11 protein-coding genes and 1 pseudogene are annotated in these 15491 nt (G+C 60.0%); 3 read left to right on the top strand and 9 right to left on the bottom strand.

Features of this window, described 5'->3' with window-relative positions:
• Nucleotide 1: 1 nt before the first annotated feature.
• Complete coding sequence (gene merP, locus NX782_RS03695; RefSeq protein ID WP_075791065.1) at nt 2-277, top strand: mercury resistance system periplasmic binding protein MerP; 276 nt, start codon at nt 2-4, stop codon at nt 275-277.
• A gap of 4 nt (nt 278-281) precedes the next feature.
• Entirely contained in the window at nt 282-494 is a 213-nt protein-coding gene (locus NX782_RS03700) for a GDCCVxC domain-containing (seleno)protein (RefSeq protein WP_075791064.1), read from the top strand.
• A gap of 31 nt (nt 495-525) precedes the next feature.
• Here the strand turns inward: NX782_RS03700 and NX782_RS03705 are convergent.
• The 4 genes and pseudogenes from NX782_RS03705 to NX782_RS03720 all read right to left on the bottom strand — a co-directional run.
• A pseudogene (locus NX782_RS03705) lies at nt 526-692 on the bottom strand (transposase domain-containing protein); the annotation flags it as partial.
• 146 nt (nt 693-838) lie between these two features.
• Nucleotides 839-1444: an SIS domain-containing protein gene (locus NX782_RS03710; protein ID WP_258844103.1), complete on the bottom strand. Its 606-nt coding sequence runs from the start codon at nt 1442-1444 to the stop codon at nt 839-841.
• Between the two features lie 143 nt (nt 1445-1587).
• Complete coding sequence (locus NX782_RS03715; protein ID WP_075791038.1) at nt 1588-2307, bottom strand: ZIP family metal transporter; 720 nt, start codon at nt 2305-2307, stop codon at nt 1588-1590.
• Nucleotides 2304-4973 carry a heavy metal translocating P-type ATPase gene (locus tag NX782_RS03720; RefSeq protein ID WP_083684437.1) on the bottom strand — a complete coding sequence of 890 codons (2670 nt, stop codon included), beginning with the start codon at nt 4971-4973 and terminating at the stop codon, nt 2304-2306. Before NX782_RS03720 ends, NX782_RS03715 begins: the two co-directional genes overlap by 4 nt.
• Nucleotides 4974-5177: 204 nt before the next feature.
• On the opposite strand from NX782_RS03720, the gene NX782_RS03725 reads away from it, so the two are divergent.
• Nucleotides 5178-6053, top strand: a complete 876-nt coding sequence (locus tag NX782_RS03725; RefSeq protein ID WP_083684434.1) for a WD40/YVTN/BNR-like repeat-containing protein — start codon at nt 5178-5180, stop codon at nt 6051-6053.
• Nucleotides 6054-6093: 40 nt separating this feature from the next.
• On the opposite strand, the gene NX782_RS03730 is transcribed toward NX782_RS03725, so the two are convergent.
• The 5 genes from NX782_RS03730 to NX782_RS03750 all read right to left on the bottom strand — a co-directional run bounded on the left by NX782_RS03730 (nt 6094) and on the right by NX782_RS03750 (nt 14887).
• A complete protein-coding gene (locus tag NX782_RS03730; protein ID WP_156895505.1) occupies nt 6094-6276 on the bottom strand; it encodes a hypothetical protein in 183 nt (60 codons plus the stop codon).
• 110 nt (nt 6277-6386) lie between these two features.
• Complete coding sequence (locus NX782_RS03735) at nt 6387-9554, bottom strand: CusA/CzcA family heavy metal efflux RND transporter (protein ID WP_075791037.1); 3168 nt, start codon at nt 9552-9554, stop codon at nt 6387-6389.
• A gap of 14 nt (nt 9555-9568) precedes the next feature.
• Nucleotides 9569-10783 (bottom strand): efflux RND transporter periplasmic adaptor subunit, encoded by a 1215-nt coding sequence (locus tag NX782_RS03740; protein WP_075791036.1) that lies wholly within the window; start codon nt 10781-10783, stop codon nt 9569-9571.
• Nucleotides 10784-10801: 18 nt separating this feature from the next.
• Nucleotides 10802-12094 carry a TolC family protein gene (locus NX782_RS03745; RefSeq protein ID WP_075791035.1) on the bottom strand — a complete coding sequence of 431 codons (1293 nt, stop codon included), beginning with the start codon at nt 12092-12094 and terminating at the stop codon, nt 10802-10804.
• 558 nt (nt 12095-12652) lie between these two features.
• The gene (locus NX782_RS03750; protein WP_258844104.1) at nt 12653-14887 is read right to left on the bottom strand and encodes a heavy metal translocating P-type ATPase; all 2235 of its coding nucleotides are present in this window, start codon (nt 14885-14887) and stop codon (nt 12653-12655) included.
• Nucleotides 14888-15491: the final 604 nt, after the last annotated feature.

Genomic DNA, 15491 nt, shown 5'->3' on the forward strand with positions numbered 1-15491 from the left:
GATGCGTATTTCTACATTAATCGTGTCCGTGTTACTGAGCGGATCAGCCTTCGCCGGCACCTCAGAAACGCTTACCCTTAACGTGCAAAACATGACCTGTGCCGGATGCCCGATCACGGTCAAGAAGGCGCTTGAACACGTTCCTGGCGTGAGCGAGGTGAGCATCGACTTCGTGCACAAGACGGCCACCGTGCACCTGGATACGGACAAAGCCAACGTCTCCATGCTGACCAAAGCGACCGCTGACGCAGGCTTCCCTTCGACCGTCAGGAAGTGATGCGATGACCGAGGCAATTTTAGAGTCGACCCTGACCTGTCCGCATTGCGGGCTGAGCAAACTGGAAACCATGCCGACTGATGCATGCCAGTTCTACTACGAGTGCGAAGGCTGTGCCGTCGTGCTGCGGCCAAAGGCCGGTGACTGCTGTGTCTTTTGCTCATACGGTACGGTGAAGTGCCCGCCGATTCAACTGGAGCGTCCCTGCTGTGGCTAACGTACGTTCCTTGGAGCTTCGCTATTGCTGACGACAGCACTTCCGCGCAATCCGGCGGCAAAAACTCGTCGATGCGATTCACCGGATGGTCGGCAATATGGCAAGCACATGGCGCAACCATGTCTCAGAACCCACGCCAGTCACTTTCGCCATGCCGATCAGCGAATAGGCGGCGGCCTCGCGCTCGCCGCCACGTTCATTTTCAGGAATTTGTTCATGGTACGCTGTCCTAACTGACTCTAGGCTTAAAGGCGAGGACGGTGGCACTAGCTAGGGCCGGGCCGATTCCGGCTGGGGGTATCGCACTCCTCGTCGGCCTGCCAGGCATTCGTAACACCCATCAACTAAACTCGTGGCGATTCATTCTCATAATTTTTTGGTTGCAAAGCACGTTCTACAAGCTCAATCAGAATGTGGATAACCTTAATATGAAGCTCTTGCACACGGTCAGCGTATTGGCCCGCGCTGGTGCAAATGCAAATATCGGCATGGAGTTCCAATTGCGAATGGGGGCGTCCAGTCAGACCAATTACCCTCATCCCCTTAGCTCTCGCCGCCTGGGCAGCAAGGACCACCGAAGGACTATTACCGCTCGTACTGATGGCAAAAAGAATATCTTCCGCACTACCGTTACCTTGAACGAAACGAGCAAAAACTTGCTCATAGCCGTAGTCGTTGGCAACGCAACTGATATAGCTTGGATCGCTGATCGCGACTGCCGCCATTGCAGGACGATCATCACGAAAACGCCCGGATAACTCTTCCGCCAAGTGCATGGCGTCGCACATCGAGCCGCCGTTCCCACACGAAATAACGCGGCGTCCACGTTCCAGCGCTTCGATTAGAAGGCTTGCGCTTGCCTCAATATTGCCCAGTTGCGCACTGTTATTGATGAGGCGTTCCAGCGCATCACGTGCCTCGACGAGATTGCCCTTGATGTAGTCTATCATTGCTTTTCCTCGGTATTTGCTATTGGCGGTGCCGTTCGCTTGGCCATGCTTCGCGGTCGAATCGGACCGATGCATTCCTTGCCGCAGCGAGACGTCGCAGTGAATTCTGCCGACGAGTAGTTCGACGGAAGTTCGTGGCAACGTCATATCAGCATGTCTATGATAAACAGCAGGATGAACCCCAAAAAGAACATTGCAGTCTGCACCGGTGTCTCGATTTCCTCGTGAGCCTCGACCAGCAGTTCCTCAGTCACCAAATACAGCAATGCGGCCACGCCAAAAGCGAGCATGGCGTCTACATAGACCGGCGTGACGGAACTTAATAGAATTGCGCCGGCTGCAGCGCCGACCAGTAGTGCGACAACAAGCATCGCGGTCGTTCGGATGATCACGGACCTGGCCCTTCCCGCACTGCGAAGCGAGGTCGCGCAGGAAACCCCAAGGAAAAGCAGCTCAAGGACCAGCCCCACTGTCAGCAGCAATCCCTGTTTCGCTCCGGCCGCAAAGGATAAGCCAATCAATGTGCCGTCGAGGCCGACATCCACGCCCATGGCTGTGACCAGGCCGCGTGTACTGCGCTCACCTTCCGCCTTTTCCGCTCGGTCGCCAATCCATTTCAGCGTCAGCATCAATGCCACGCCAAGCGAGAATCCAATCAAGGTAGGCCACGGCATCCGGCGATGCATCAGATCGGGAAGCAGTTCGACCGCGAGAACACTGAACACCGTGCCGGCAGCAAAATGCTGAACACCACTGCGTAAGCCTGCGCCAGGCTCACGTATGGCTGCGATAAGGGAGCCGACCACTATGGCGACAGCCGGAAACGCTGCATACGTCAATACCTTCGGTAGCAGGCTAGTCATGACGAAACCTTTGGTGGCTCTGGCGACTTCGTGGCAACAGAGATGTCCGCATCTTTCCCAGCCCGTGCAGCAGGTTCCTGCCCCTCGCTTGCTTTAGGCGTTCCTGGATAAGCCAGCAGGCGTAGCGCATTGATCACGACAAGCAAGGTCGACCCCTCATGAAACAGAACCGCGGTGCCGATGTTTAGGCCGAAGCTCGTCGCGGGGATCAATACCGCGACAACGCCAAGGCTCACCCAAAGGTTTTGTTTGATCACCCGTCTGGTACGCCTCGAGAGCCCGACCGCAAATGGCAACTGGCTGAGGTCATCGCCCATGAGTGCGACGTCGGCCGCCTCGAGCGCGACGTCCGAACCGGCTGCGCCCATGGCGATGCCGACAGTTGCGTTCGCCATTGCCGGGGCGTCGTTGACGCCATCGCCAACCATCGCAACCTTGCCGTGGCGCTCGCGCAAGGCCTTGATGGTCTCGACCTTTTGCTCCGGCATCAGGTCGCCTTTGGCCTCGGTCAGGCCAACCGTACGTGCGACGGCATCGGCAACCTGCTGGTTATCACCCGAGATCATTACCAGCCGTTCGATTCCCAGCTCACGTAGCTGGGCCATTACTGCCGTTGCAGCCGGACGCGGCGTATCCATTACGCCGATCACACCGAGGAATCGGTCCCCTTTTCGCACAACCATCGTGGTCCGTCCGGACTTGACCAAGCTGTCGTTGGCGTCGATTAGCTCGGGTGGCATCTTCATGCCATCCATTTCGCTGAAAAACACCGGCTTGGCGATGTACGTCTTCTCGCCATCGACCATCGCCTGGACACCCCTGCCGGTGATGCTGCGGACGTCTTCGGCTTGTACAACTTGGCCGCCAGCCTGCAGCCGTTGCCGTCCGCCCTCCACCAGTGCCGTAGCCAGGGGGTGGTCACTATGTGATTCGACGGCCACGACGACGGATAGCAACTCGGCTTCGCTGACACCGCCAGCCGTCGTCACATCGGTGAGCTTGGGACGCCCCTCGGTAAGAGTCCCGGTCTTGTCGAAGGCGATCGAACTGAGACTGCCGAGATTTTCCAGAGGACCGCCACCCTTCACCAGGACACCGCTGCGCCCAGCTCTCGCGACGCCGGAAAGAACGGCACTCGGTACAGAGATCGCGAGCGCACACGGGCTCGCCGCCACCAGCACCGCCATCGCGCGATAAAAGCTGTCCGAAAAGGATTCGTCGACGACGAGAAACGCAAGCATCAGCAGCGCTACCAGCGCGAGGACGACGGGGACGAAAATGCGCTCGAATTTGTCGGTAAACTGCTGGGTGGGCGAGCGCTGGGCTTCGGCTTCGGCAACCATTTGGACGACCCGCGCCATGGTCGACTGTGACGCCAGGCGCGCCACCATGACTTCGATCGCCCCAGCCCCGTTTATGGTGCCGGCAAACACCCTGTTACTTGCGTCTACGCGGTCGAATGCAGCGATCGCCGCCTGACCATCCTTCACAGCGACTTTATCGACCGGAACGCTTTCACCGGTTACCGGCGCCTGATTCACGCTGGACGTACCCTTCACCACGACACCATCCGCCGGCAGCCGTTCGTTCGGTTTCACCAGCACGACGTCACCGGGTTTGAGGGTTTCGACCGCAACCTCCTCTGTGCCGTCGCCACGCTTGACCAGCGCCTTCTCGGGAGCGAGCTCCGCCAACGCCTCGATTGCGCGGCGTGCGCGTCCCATGGCGAAGTGTTCCAGGGAGTGACCGAGACTGAACAGGAATAAAAGCAGGCCCCCTTCTGCCCATTTACCCAGGGCCGCCGCGCCGACTGCCGCCACGAGCATCAGCGTATCGATTTCGAAGCGGCGCTCACGGATGTTTTCGATGGCTTCTTTTGCAGTAAAAAAGCCCCCGCACAGGTAAGCCCCGATATATAGCGCTAGCGATACCCAGTCAGGAGCAGATTCGCTCCGATCGACCAGCCAGCCGGCCAGGACGAAAACACCAGCAAGGACAGCAAAAATTAATTCGGTGTGTTCGCCGAATATCCCACCGTGGGAATGTGCATGTCCCGCGTGGCCATCCCGGTCCTCATGAGCATGTGCTTTCCCTTCTTTTTCGTCATGCTTGTGACCGTGGCCGGCATGGTTGTCGTGCTCGTGTTGATGGCGACCATGCGTGGGCTGCTCGGTAGCGGCAGTCGATTCAGTGAGTTTTTCGGCAGGAGAAGCGTCGTTCGCGAGCGCCGCGCCGAGCGACCGTATCTGTTCCTCCAACTCCCGCTGCGTGATCGCAGAGCGCTCGTACTCGATGCGAATGGCTCCCGACGGTGATACTTCTGCTTCCAACACACCCGAGGTCCGGCGCAGCCGATCAGCGAACACCCTGGCACTCCGGGCATGCAGCGGCACTGGCGTGCGCCCGATGTAATGTGCAAACTGTTCCGTCAAGCGCGCTCCAATCGCCCTCACCAGGTCACGTAACCTCGACACGTTGATCACTGCGGGATCGTAATGCAGACAGAGTACAGGTTGGGCATTCTCAAGCGTTTTCATATGGACGTGCTCGACGCCCGGGCGCCCCTCAAGTAGACCGATCAGCCGATCGATGCATGGGTCGTTCGGGTCGTCTATCTCTGGGAGTACCAAAGGCAGTTCCAGTCGGACTCGCTCGGCGGTTTTCATATAGTTCCTTTCCTCGACGCGAGCAGTATGGAGTCCAGCTCCTGCCTGGTCCGTGCAGAAGCGCACCGAATCGTACTCATGAATCACATCAGGCGACACTTCATACTGTCGCGCTTGAGCTTTAATGTTTACGTTACTGTGTGTTCGTCATGGCGATTATTTGGTGGGCGATGGCACCTAACTGACTCAACGCGGAGAAACGCAATGAGACTGCTGCAACAACGCGATCAAGTCATATGGGCGCTTGGCAACATAACGGTTTCGATTGGACTGGCGGGGCTACCTGGCGCGGTAAAGGCGGCGCCCTCGCCCTCCGCTCCACCGATTGTTGCCCTCGAGTTCGACGATGCCAGCGGCAAGCTCTGGAAGGCGACCTCCCGATCGCTTGCTCATAGCCATGACGAGGGGCGGACATGGAAGTCCGTGGCTCTGCCAGCCGCAGCGCAAGGCAATATCGCCTCGCTCACGATCTCGGCGGGCCGCCCGAAAACGATCTATGTCGCAGTCGTCGGCTCAGGCGTGTTACACAGCCACGATGGCGGACGCACCTGGCTGTCGCGCAATCGAGGACTGACCAACAGCGGCGTTGTGGCATTGGCCGCGCACGCTACCCAAGCCCGAACCGTGTATGCCTACGTGTTTGGGAAAGGGATTTTCCGTAGCCGGGATGCCGGCGCAAGCTGGAGCTTCGTAAATCACGGCCCCAGCGAGTCAGTCGTGCAACTTGCACACTCGAGGATGCCAGGTGAAATCGGAACCGGATGGCTGTTCGCGGCGACACCCAAAGGTGTTCGTCGCGCTATGGATTGTTTTTGTGGATGGCGTAAGGCCGGCGAAGTCCAGCTGAACTTCCAGGTTGTGGCCAGCGATACCGGGTGGCGGGAACGTGTGTACGCCACGGCGCGTGAAGGATTCTTCATTAGCCAGGATGGCGGCGACCATTGGATCCGGATGCGGTCACCAGTTGCACCGATTACCGCACTCGCCAGCACGCCGTCCAGCCGGCTGTATGGGGCCATCAATGGCAAATTGATTCGCAGCAACGACCGGGGCGTCACTTGGGAATTTGTTGCCGAGTGACCTGCGCAGGCCGCGTCTACTTGTATTGAAACCAGGTCTGTTACTTTCGCTTTTTCTTGCGTGCTGACCGTACTACTTTTCCGCGATCGGCGCCGGTTCTGGAACCGCGCTTGCTGTGGCGTTCAATCCAAAAAAAGAAAATCAGCAATGCCAACACACCGCAAATTGCCACTGCAATCGCAATAACAATCGTCAGGCCATGAAAATCCGCGTGCGGATCCATACTGTGTTTCCTCTGAAGTTGAACGATGGGCCGCGGTTGTCACCCGACCTCTCTACTGTTGGAAGCGTACGCCACAAGCAAGGAGCCAGTGGCGCACGCTCCGTCTGCCTTTACACAGGCACCCGGACCGGCTCCGACTTGATGTCCGCCAGGTCATCGCTTCGGTGCGTCAGCCGGTACAAGAGCGGCAACACCAGCAGCGTCAGCGCGGTCGAGGACAGGATGCCGCCGATAACGACCGTAGCCAGAGGACGCTGCACTTCAGCACCGGTGCCGGTGGCCAGAGCCATCGGTACGAAGCCAAGCGACGCGACCAGGGCTGTCATCAATACTGGCCTCAGCCTGGTCAGCGCACCGTGGCGAATCGCCTCCTCCAGCGGCATGCCGCTCTCTCGCAGTGACCTGATGTACGAGATCATCACCAGGCCGTTGAGCACTGCGACCCCGGACAGCGCGATAAAGCCGACTGCCGCCGAAATCGACATCGGTATGCCCCGTAAGGTCAATGCAAGAACACCGCCGGTCAGCGCGAACGGAATGCCGGTGAACACTAGCAGGCCGTCTTTGACGTTGTTGAACATGACGAAGAGAAGCGTGAAGACCAGGAACAGCGCCAAAGGCACCACGACCTGCAGGCGGCGCGTTGCCGACTGCAACTGCTCGAACGTGCCGCCCCAGGTCGTCCAGTAGCCGGACGGGATCTTCACGTTCTTTTGAATCGCGGCCTCTGCCTCCGGCACAAAGCTACCAATGTCGCGGCCCTGCACGTTCGCGCTGACGACCACCCGGCGCTTGCCGTTTTCGCGGCTGATCTGGTTCGGCCCCGGGGCAAACGACAGTGTGGCGACCTCACCCAGCGGGATGAAGGAAGCCGTGCCTTCAGGCGAGCTTGGCGGACGCGAGATCGGCAGCCGCTTGAGCGCATCGAGGTCGGCGCGCAGCGTTTCCGGCAGGCGAACCGTGATGTCGAAGCGACGGTCGCCCTCGAACACGGTGCCGGCTTCACGGCCTCCGGTGGCAATGGCGAGCGTTTCCTGGACATCGTTGATGTTCAGGCCGTACCTGGCCGTCTTCTCGCGATCGATCTGGACGGTCAACATAGGCAGGCCCCCCGTCTGCTCGACCTTGACTTCGGTTGCGCCCGGCACGCGCCCGAGCACCTCGGCGATCCGCTGCCCCGTTTCGGCCAGCACATCCATATCGTCGCCGAACACCTTGACCGCCACGTCGCTGCGAACGCCCGAGATCAGCTCATTGAAGCGGAGCTGAATCGGCTGCGAGAATTCATAGCCGTTTCCTGGATACTTCTCGGCCTCTTCCTTGATTGCGGCAATCAGCTCGTTGCGGCTCTTCTTTGGCGCCGGCCACTTGTCTTCCGGCTTGAGCATGACGTAGCCGTCCGAAATATTCTGAGGCATCGGGTCCGATGCGATCTCCGCCGTACCTGTTCGCGCAAAGACTCGGTCGATCTCCGGGAACTTCGCTTTCAGCCCGGCCTCGAGGCGCTTCTGCATATCAAGCGACTGCGTAAGGCTGGTCGCCGGAATGCGCAGCGACTGCAACGCGATATCACCTTCGTTCAAGCTGGGCACGAACTCGCTGCCCAGCCGCACCGCCAGTAAACCCGACAGCACGACGAGCACGATCGCGCTCGTGACAACCAGTGCGCCGTTCCCCAGCACCCTCTCCAGCATCGGTGCATAGCCCTGGCGCGCCCAGCCCATCAGCCGGTTTTCCTTCTCCGCCACGCGCTTTCCGATGAAGAGTGCAACCGCGGCGGGCACGAAGGTGATCGACAGGATCATCGCCCCCAGCAGCGCCGCCACGACGGCGAAGGCCATCGGGTGGAACATCTTGCCTTCCACGCCGGACAACGCAAAGATCGGAAGATAGACGACCATGATGATCAACTGTCCGAACAACAGCGGACGGCGCGACTCGCCGGCCGCCGCAAACACCTCATGGAAACGCTCCCGCAGCGTCAATTCGCGCCGATGGTGTTCCTGAGCATGCGCCAGGCGGCGCACGCAGTTCTCGACGATGACCACGGCGCCATCGATGATGATGCCGAAGTCCAGCGCGCCAAGACTCATGAGGTTTGCACTGACCTTGTACGTGACCATGCCGGTAAAGGTGAACAGCATGGCCAATGGAATGACCATCGCAGTAATCAGCGCCGCGCGGAAGTTGCCAAGGAAAAGGAACAGGATGACGATGACCAGCACGGCGCCTTCGAGCAGGTTCTTCTTCACCGTGGCGATCGCCTTGTCGACGAGTACGGTCCGGTCATACACCGGGACCGCATGGATACCTGCAGGCAGCGTGCGATTGACCTGTACCATTTTGTTCGCGACTGCCTGCGCGACAACCCGGCTGTTTTCGCCGATCAGCATGAACACCGTGCCCAGCACGACCTCGCGCCCATTCTCGGTCGCAGCACCGGTGCGCAGTTCCGCGCCCAGGCCTACTTCGGCGACGTCGCGCACGCGGATCGGCACACCGCGAACGTTGTGCAGTATCGTGTTGCGGATGTCGTCGAGGGTACGCACCTGGCCGGGGGCGCGAATCAGGAGCTGCTCGCCGCTGCGCTCGATGTAACCCGCGCCGACATTGCCATTGTTCTGCTCGATGGCCGCGACGACGTCCTTGAGCGTCAGGCCGTAGGAACTCAGCTTCGCAGGATCCGGCGTGATGTGATACTCCTTGGCGAAGCCGCCGATGGAGTTGATCTCGGTGACGCCCGGGACCTGGCGCAGCTGCGGCTTGATGATCCAGTCCTGGACTTCGCGCAGGTCGGTTGGCGTGTACGGTGTCCCGTCCGGCTTCTTCGCGCCCGGTTCGCTTTCGACCGTCCACAGATAGATCTCACCCAGGCCGGTCGATATCGGCCCCATCATCGGCGAGACACCGGCCGGCAGGTTTTCCCTGGCCTCCTGGATGCGCTGGTTGACCAACTGGCGAGCAAAATAGATGTCCGTGCCATCCTTGAAAATTACGGTCACTTGGGACAGGCCATAACGCGAGAGCGATCGGGTCTGCTCCAGCCCCGGCAGGCCGGCCATCACGGTCTCGATCGGGAAGGTGACGCGCTGCTCGACCTCGAGCGGCGAATAACCGGACGCCGACGTGTTAATCTGGACCTGGACGTTGGTGATATCAGGGACTGCATCGATGGGCAGCTTCTGGTAACTGTAGACCCCGATTGCGGCCATGCCGAACACGGCCAGCATGACAAGCCAGCGGTGCTCGATGGCGAAGCGAATAATGCGATCAAACATGGGGCAGCCTCCTGTCAGTCTTCATGCTCGGCGCTGCCCTTGCCCTGCTCAGCTTTCAATACGAAGCTGCCGGCCGTGGCATACACAGCTCCGGGCTCAAGCCCGGAGACAATCTCGACAAACTTGCCGTCGCTCGCACCCAGGCTCACGCTTTTCTCCTGAAAGCCCTGGGGAACACGCACGTAGACGTTCGACTTGCCATTTTCCGTCTGCACTGCGTCCGCGGCGACTGCAACGGGAACCTCACGCGTCCCGCGGGTCATGTTGACGTTGACGAAGAGCCCCGGGCGCCACGCCAGCTTGGGGTTAGGTAGAACGACGCGCGCATTGGCAGAGCGGGTTTCCTCACCCAGCAGCGCACCCACGTAGCTAACCTTGCCGGTCGCCGACGAGTCCGATGCTGTCGATTTCACGGTGGCGGTCTCGCCAACGCGGATCGCTTCCAGGTCCTTTGCCGTCACCACGATATTGACCCACACCGTGGACAGATCGGACAGGAGGAAAACATTGGCGTCCTCTTTCACCATTTCGCCTTGTGTAATGTGCTTCTCGACGACGACGCCGTCGAAGGGAGCGCGCAAAACATATCGGTTGAGTGGACCGCTTGGTCCATTGGCGCCCAGAGCGGTGAGCTTCGAGTTCGCCGTCTGGGCAGCGATTTCTGCTTCGCGAAGAGCCTGTTGGGCCTGCAGGTAATCCTGCTCGGCCGAGATCTTGTCCTCCCACAGCTTCTTTTCACGTTCGTAAGTCACTTTCGCCAGGCCTAGGCGCTTTTGTGCCGCCAGGGCCGTGCTGCGCAGATCGGCCAGTTCCGGGCTCGAGATGACGGCCAGGACCTGTCCCTTCCTGACAGTCTGTCCGAGGTCGGCAGAAACGGACTCGGCCACACCAGCTACCCGAGGCACCACATGGGCCGTACGATCTTCGTTGAAACGTACTTCGCCTGGCAGCTGGACAACCGCACCGATGGTTGCAGGCGCCGCTTTGGCGGTGGCGATGCCGGCAGTACGGATCTGCTGCTCGGACAGCACGATGAGGCCGTTACTGGCTTCCGCGTGCTCCTCTCCCTTTTCCTCTTTCGACGAACTCGCCTGTTCGCTATGCGCTTCCTGCACGCCTTCGGTCTGCCCGTCTTTCTTCCAGAAAATGATGGCGGCGCCGAGCAGAATGCCGACGAGTACGACGCCCAGAATGGACTTCCGGGACTTCTTATCGATATTGAACTTCATGTTGAGATTCCTGTGTAATTACTTGCTCTGGTCCGGCCTGAGCTGGACATAGCGCCCGAGGTCGGCTACCGAGCGGTAGCGATCGGACAGCGCTCGCAAATATTGGGCACGCGTCTGGAACAGGGTCCGCTGGGCATCGAGCACATCGAGGAAGCTGAATTTGCCGGCTTCGAAGCCTGTTACCGCGGCGTTATAGGTCGTTTGCGCGACTGGAAGGATGTCGGTCGTAATGCTGGCGATTTCCTGCTGCGCCAACTGGGCACGCTGATAGGCCTCGCTCAGCGCCTGGCTCACACGCAGGCGTTCTGCGTCGAGATCGCTGCGCGCTTTGTCGGTACGGCGCAGCGCGGCCAGCATGTTGCCCTGGTTACGGTTGAACAGCGGCAGTGGGAACGATACGCCGACGACAGCCTGGTTATGGCCGATCTGGTTGTCGCGCTGACTGCCAACGGTGACCGTGAGATCCGGTACACGCTGGGCGCGTTCGAGCCGTACCTGGGCCTCTTCCCGCTCAACCTGGTTCCGGGCGCGGCGCAGTTGGGGCCCCGCTTCAAGCTGCTGGCGCAGCATGTCAAAAGGCGGCAACGCCGTGCCGTCGCCGGCAGGCCGCTCCAGCGACAGCGGCCCTGCGTCGATGCGGCCCCAGAGTGCGCCAAGCCGCTGCTTGGCCAGGCTTAGCTCGGACAACGCTTGCGCCAACTCGAGCCGCACACCCGCTTCCGCGACCTTTGACCGCGATTCTTCAATGGGTGAGATACGGCCCGCAGTGACGCGCTTGGACGCAGCTAGCGTGGCCTTTTCGGCGACCTGCACCGATGCCTGTGCGAGCTCCAGGCGCTCCTGGGCAATGAGCGCTTCGAAATAGGCGGTAGTCACATCGGCACGCAACTGCGCTTGCGCGACCGCGACGTCCTGAAGAGCCATCTGCCGCTCACGTTCAGCCACGTCGACCCGCGCCGAGCGTTTGCCGCCCAGTTCGAGGCGCTGGTTGATCTGGACGGTTTGTGTCCGGTTCGCCCGATCCATGCCCTCGCGTAGAACGGAGAGCTCGGGATTGACGATGAGACCGGCCTGCGACTTGGTTGCATCGGCAATCGCGACACTTTGCGTAGCAGAACGCAATGTCGGATTCGACGCCAAAGCCAGGCGTATTGCCTCGTCCAGCGTAATGATCGTGCCCGTGGTCGTGGGTGCCGACGTATGCGGGCGCTCGGCCACTAAAACTGTTTGCTGACCACTTTGCTGTGCAGCTACTGCGAGCAGCGGCATGGACAAAGCCGCAACTCCCAGCATGATAAGTCTGGTTTGCATGGATAACTCCGAAAATGAAAACGAAGGTCATCCGGCGGCGCCATAGCAAAGTCAGGGCTGCATCGAGCCCTCAAGCAAAGGTACTAACTTTGAGAAAAGTATGGTTCCGCCGGATCTACGCAGCGGAGTTCCATTGAGGCCGTTCAGGCGGAGGGATGTAGACAGACGACAGCGGGACAATTTCCGTGTCCGGAGCGGCGGCAGCCACATGCAAATACAGCGGAACGTGGAATGTGTCGATCGCTACCGTAGCGTGATGACACGATGCACAGTGTGAGTGCACAGAGAACTTCTTGACTACGGCAGGCGTATCTTTATTGGCAACAGGAAACTCGTCACCGTCCTCGACATGCTGGTGGTGCCCGAAATGTTGTGCGGCGCGGCCTGTCTCGTGCATGCAATACGCAGCCACCGCCGACCAGCTGAACTGGAGCGCAATGACAGCGAGAAGGATGTAGACGAAGCGGCGAGCCATCCGCGAAATATAGCATGGATGGCCCTTCTTCCGCAGGCCAGTTCGTACACCGCTGCTACTCGCCATCCGATATACCATTGCGTTCAGACCCTCTTGTTCGTGGCTGCAGCCTGATCGAACCTCAGTAGCCTGAGTCCGTTGAATACGACCAGCAAACTCGCACCGACGTCTGCAAAGACCGCCATCCAGAGCGTGGCAAGCCCCGACAGGGCGAGCGCAAAGAAAACTACTTTGATCCCAAGTGCAAGAACAATGTTCTGCACCAGGATCCGGCGCGTCTGCCTGCTCAGGCTGACGAAGACCGGCAGCTTTCGCAGGTCGTCATCCATCAGGGCAACGTCGGCTGTTTCGATCGCGGTATCGCTGCCGGCCGCGCCCATGGCGAACCCAACCTTTGCGCGGGCCAGTGCAGGGGCATCATTGATGCCGTCCCCGATCATGCCAACCACGCCATATTTCGATTCCAGGACCTCGACAGCGCCGAGCTTCTGCTCGGGTAGTAGGTCAGCGTGAATCTGGTCGATTCCCACCTGGTACCCGATCTGCTGTGCTGTCGCGAGGTTGTCGCCGGTGAGCATGACAGGCGTAACGCCGAGCGCCTTCAGCCGCTCGACCGCGGGGATAGCGCTGTCGCGCAAGACATCCGCGATCGCAATCATGCCCATCAGGCCATTGTCATTGGCCAGCATCACGGCGGTACGTCCGACTGCTTCCTGTTCCGCCAGGTCGTCGCGCACCGCATCGAAATTAACTCCATGCTCGGTCATCAGGCGCTGGTTTCCCAAGTAGTACTGGAGTCCGTCGATCACGCCGCGCACGCCGCGCCCGGCTACAGCTTCGAACCCCTGCACGCGCTGCAACTGCGTACCTGGCGTGACCGCGGCCACGACGGCTCGAGCCAGCGGATGATCGGAATTCGCGTCGAGGCTCGCGGCGATGTTCAAGACTTCATCGCGCGAATGAGTGGACACCGGGGCAACGGCGACCACTGCTGGCCGACCTTGCGTCAACGTACCGGTCTTGTCGAGAGCGATCGCCTTGATCTTGTAGCCGGCTTCGAGAAACTGTCCGCCTTTGATGAGGATGCCCCGCTTGGCTGCAGCTGTCAGCCCGCTGACCACGGTGACCGGCGTCGAAATCACTAATGCACATGGGCAGGCGATCACCAGCATCACCAGCGCCTTGTACAACCATTCGTGTACCGGCTGATGCCAAAGCAACGGCGGCAAAATGGCGACCAGGAGCGCGGCCACGACGACCGCCGGCGTGTAGTACTTGGCGAAGGTATCGACGAACCGCTGCGTCGGTGCCTGGTTCTGCTGCGTCTCTTCGATGACGCATACGATCTTGGCGAGCGTACTGTTGCGGCGCTGCGTCGTGACCCGCACTTCGAGCAGGCCGTGCTCGTTGATCGTGCCGGCGTAGACGGCGTCGCCGGGCTTTTTCCGTACTGGCATGCTTTCGCCCGTGATGGGAGCCTGGTTCACCGACGACTCCCCTTCGACGACTTCGCCGTCTACCGCGATCCGCTCGCCCGGCTTGACTAGTACGATCGCCCCGACATTGATTCGATCGGCCTCGATTACCTGCCATTGTCCTTGCGCGTCGCGCACATTGGCCTCATCCGGCGCCAGGCGCAACAGGCCATGGACCGTTCCCCGGGCACGGTCGAGGGACAAAGCCTCGATCAATTCGGCAATCGCGAACAGGAAAATCACCATGGCCGCTTCCGGCCACTGCCCAATAAGAACGGCGCCGACAACTGCCAGGCACATCAGGAAGTTGATGTTGAGGGTGAACGTCTTGAGCGCTACCCACCCTTTGCGCAGCGTTGGGATGCCTGCCGTGAGGATGGAAATCAGGGACAAGGCGATTACAGGCGGGGAAGATTCTGCCGCTCCTTGCCACGCAAGGACTTCGGCCGCGACGGCGCATAAACCAGCCACTCCCAGTCCCACCTTCTGTAAAGGGCTGAGTGCTGCCTCCTCTGCGACGACGGGCGCTGGTGCACTCTCATCCACGACAACCGCTTTCATGCCGATGCCGTGCAGTGCTTCGGTTATCGGCTGTACGGATCGCAAATCGTGCACGACGTCCAGCGAACGCCCCATCAGGTTGAAGCGCAAGTCAAGAATTCCGTCCATGCCGTGAAGCCTACGGCGGATCAGTCCTTCTTCCGACGGACAGTCCATGTTGGCAATACGATAAGTGACGGTGGTCCCTTCGGCGACCGGGACCGCACCAGGGACAAAGGCAGATTCCGAGCATCCGCATGCCTTGCCAGCGGCGTCACAAGTAGTTCGGCTAAGTTCACTCATAAGCGTCTCAAATTTGAAAAGCAATACCACGACTGAATCCAGACTTGGCCGCAGCCATGTCTACCATAAGCTTGGAGTTAACACCCTGTAGCGACCTCAGAGTCAAGGAAAATCGGCGAAGTTATGAAGATTGTTGGCTCGGCGAAATTTTGCTAGGGGCAAGGAATGTTTAGCGCAGTGGGCGGAAGTCCACTCCGGGCATCTTGGGTGTGCTTGTGTATAATCGCTTTGTATGAAACGCCTTTTACTCATCCTGCTGATGGCATTGATACCGCTTCACACTACGTGGGCAGCGGTGGCAGGCGTGCGTGAACTGGCTGAGTTCAGCACTGCATCGTCCCCAGCGCTGAGTGCCTCGACGGCGTCTGAGTTACCTGCGTCATTCACGGGTGAGGATAGCAAGTACAAGATGGGCTGCTGTGCCGGATGCCACGTGTTCTGTCACTTTGCCGCACCGCTTCCGGTGAGCACGCTCGGTGTCGCACCTTCGCCTGCTCAGGTATCGATACTCCTCCCATCGACGTTCCTCGAGTATCGATCATACATTCCAGACGGGCCAATCCGGCCCCAGTGGCGTCACGTCAGCTGAGCTGACGGCGTGCCT

Origin of the sequence: Massilia norwichensis, assembly GCF_024753245.1 — a bacterium.
In the GTDB taxonomy this organism is placed as follows: Bacteria; Pseudomonadota; Gammaproteobacteria; order Burkholderiales; family Burkholderiaceae_D; genus Telluria; species Telluria norwichensis.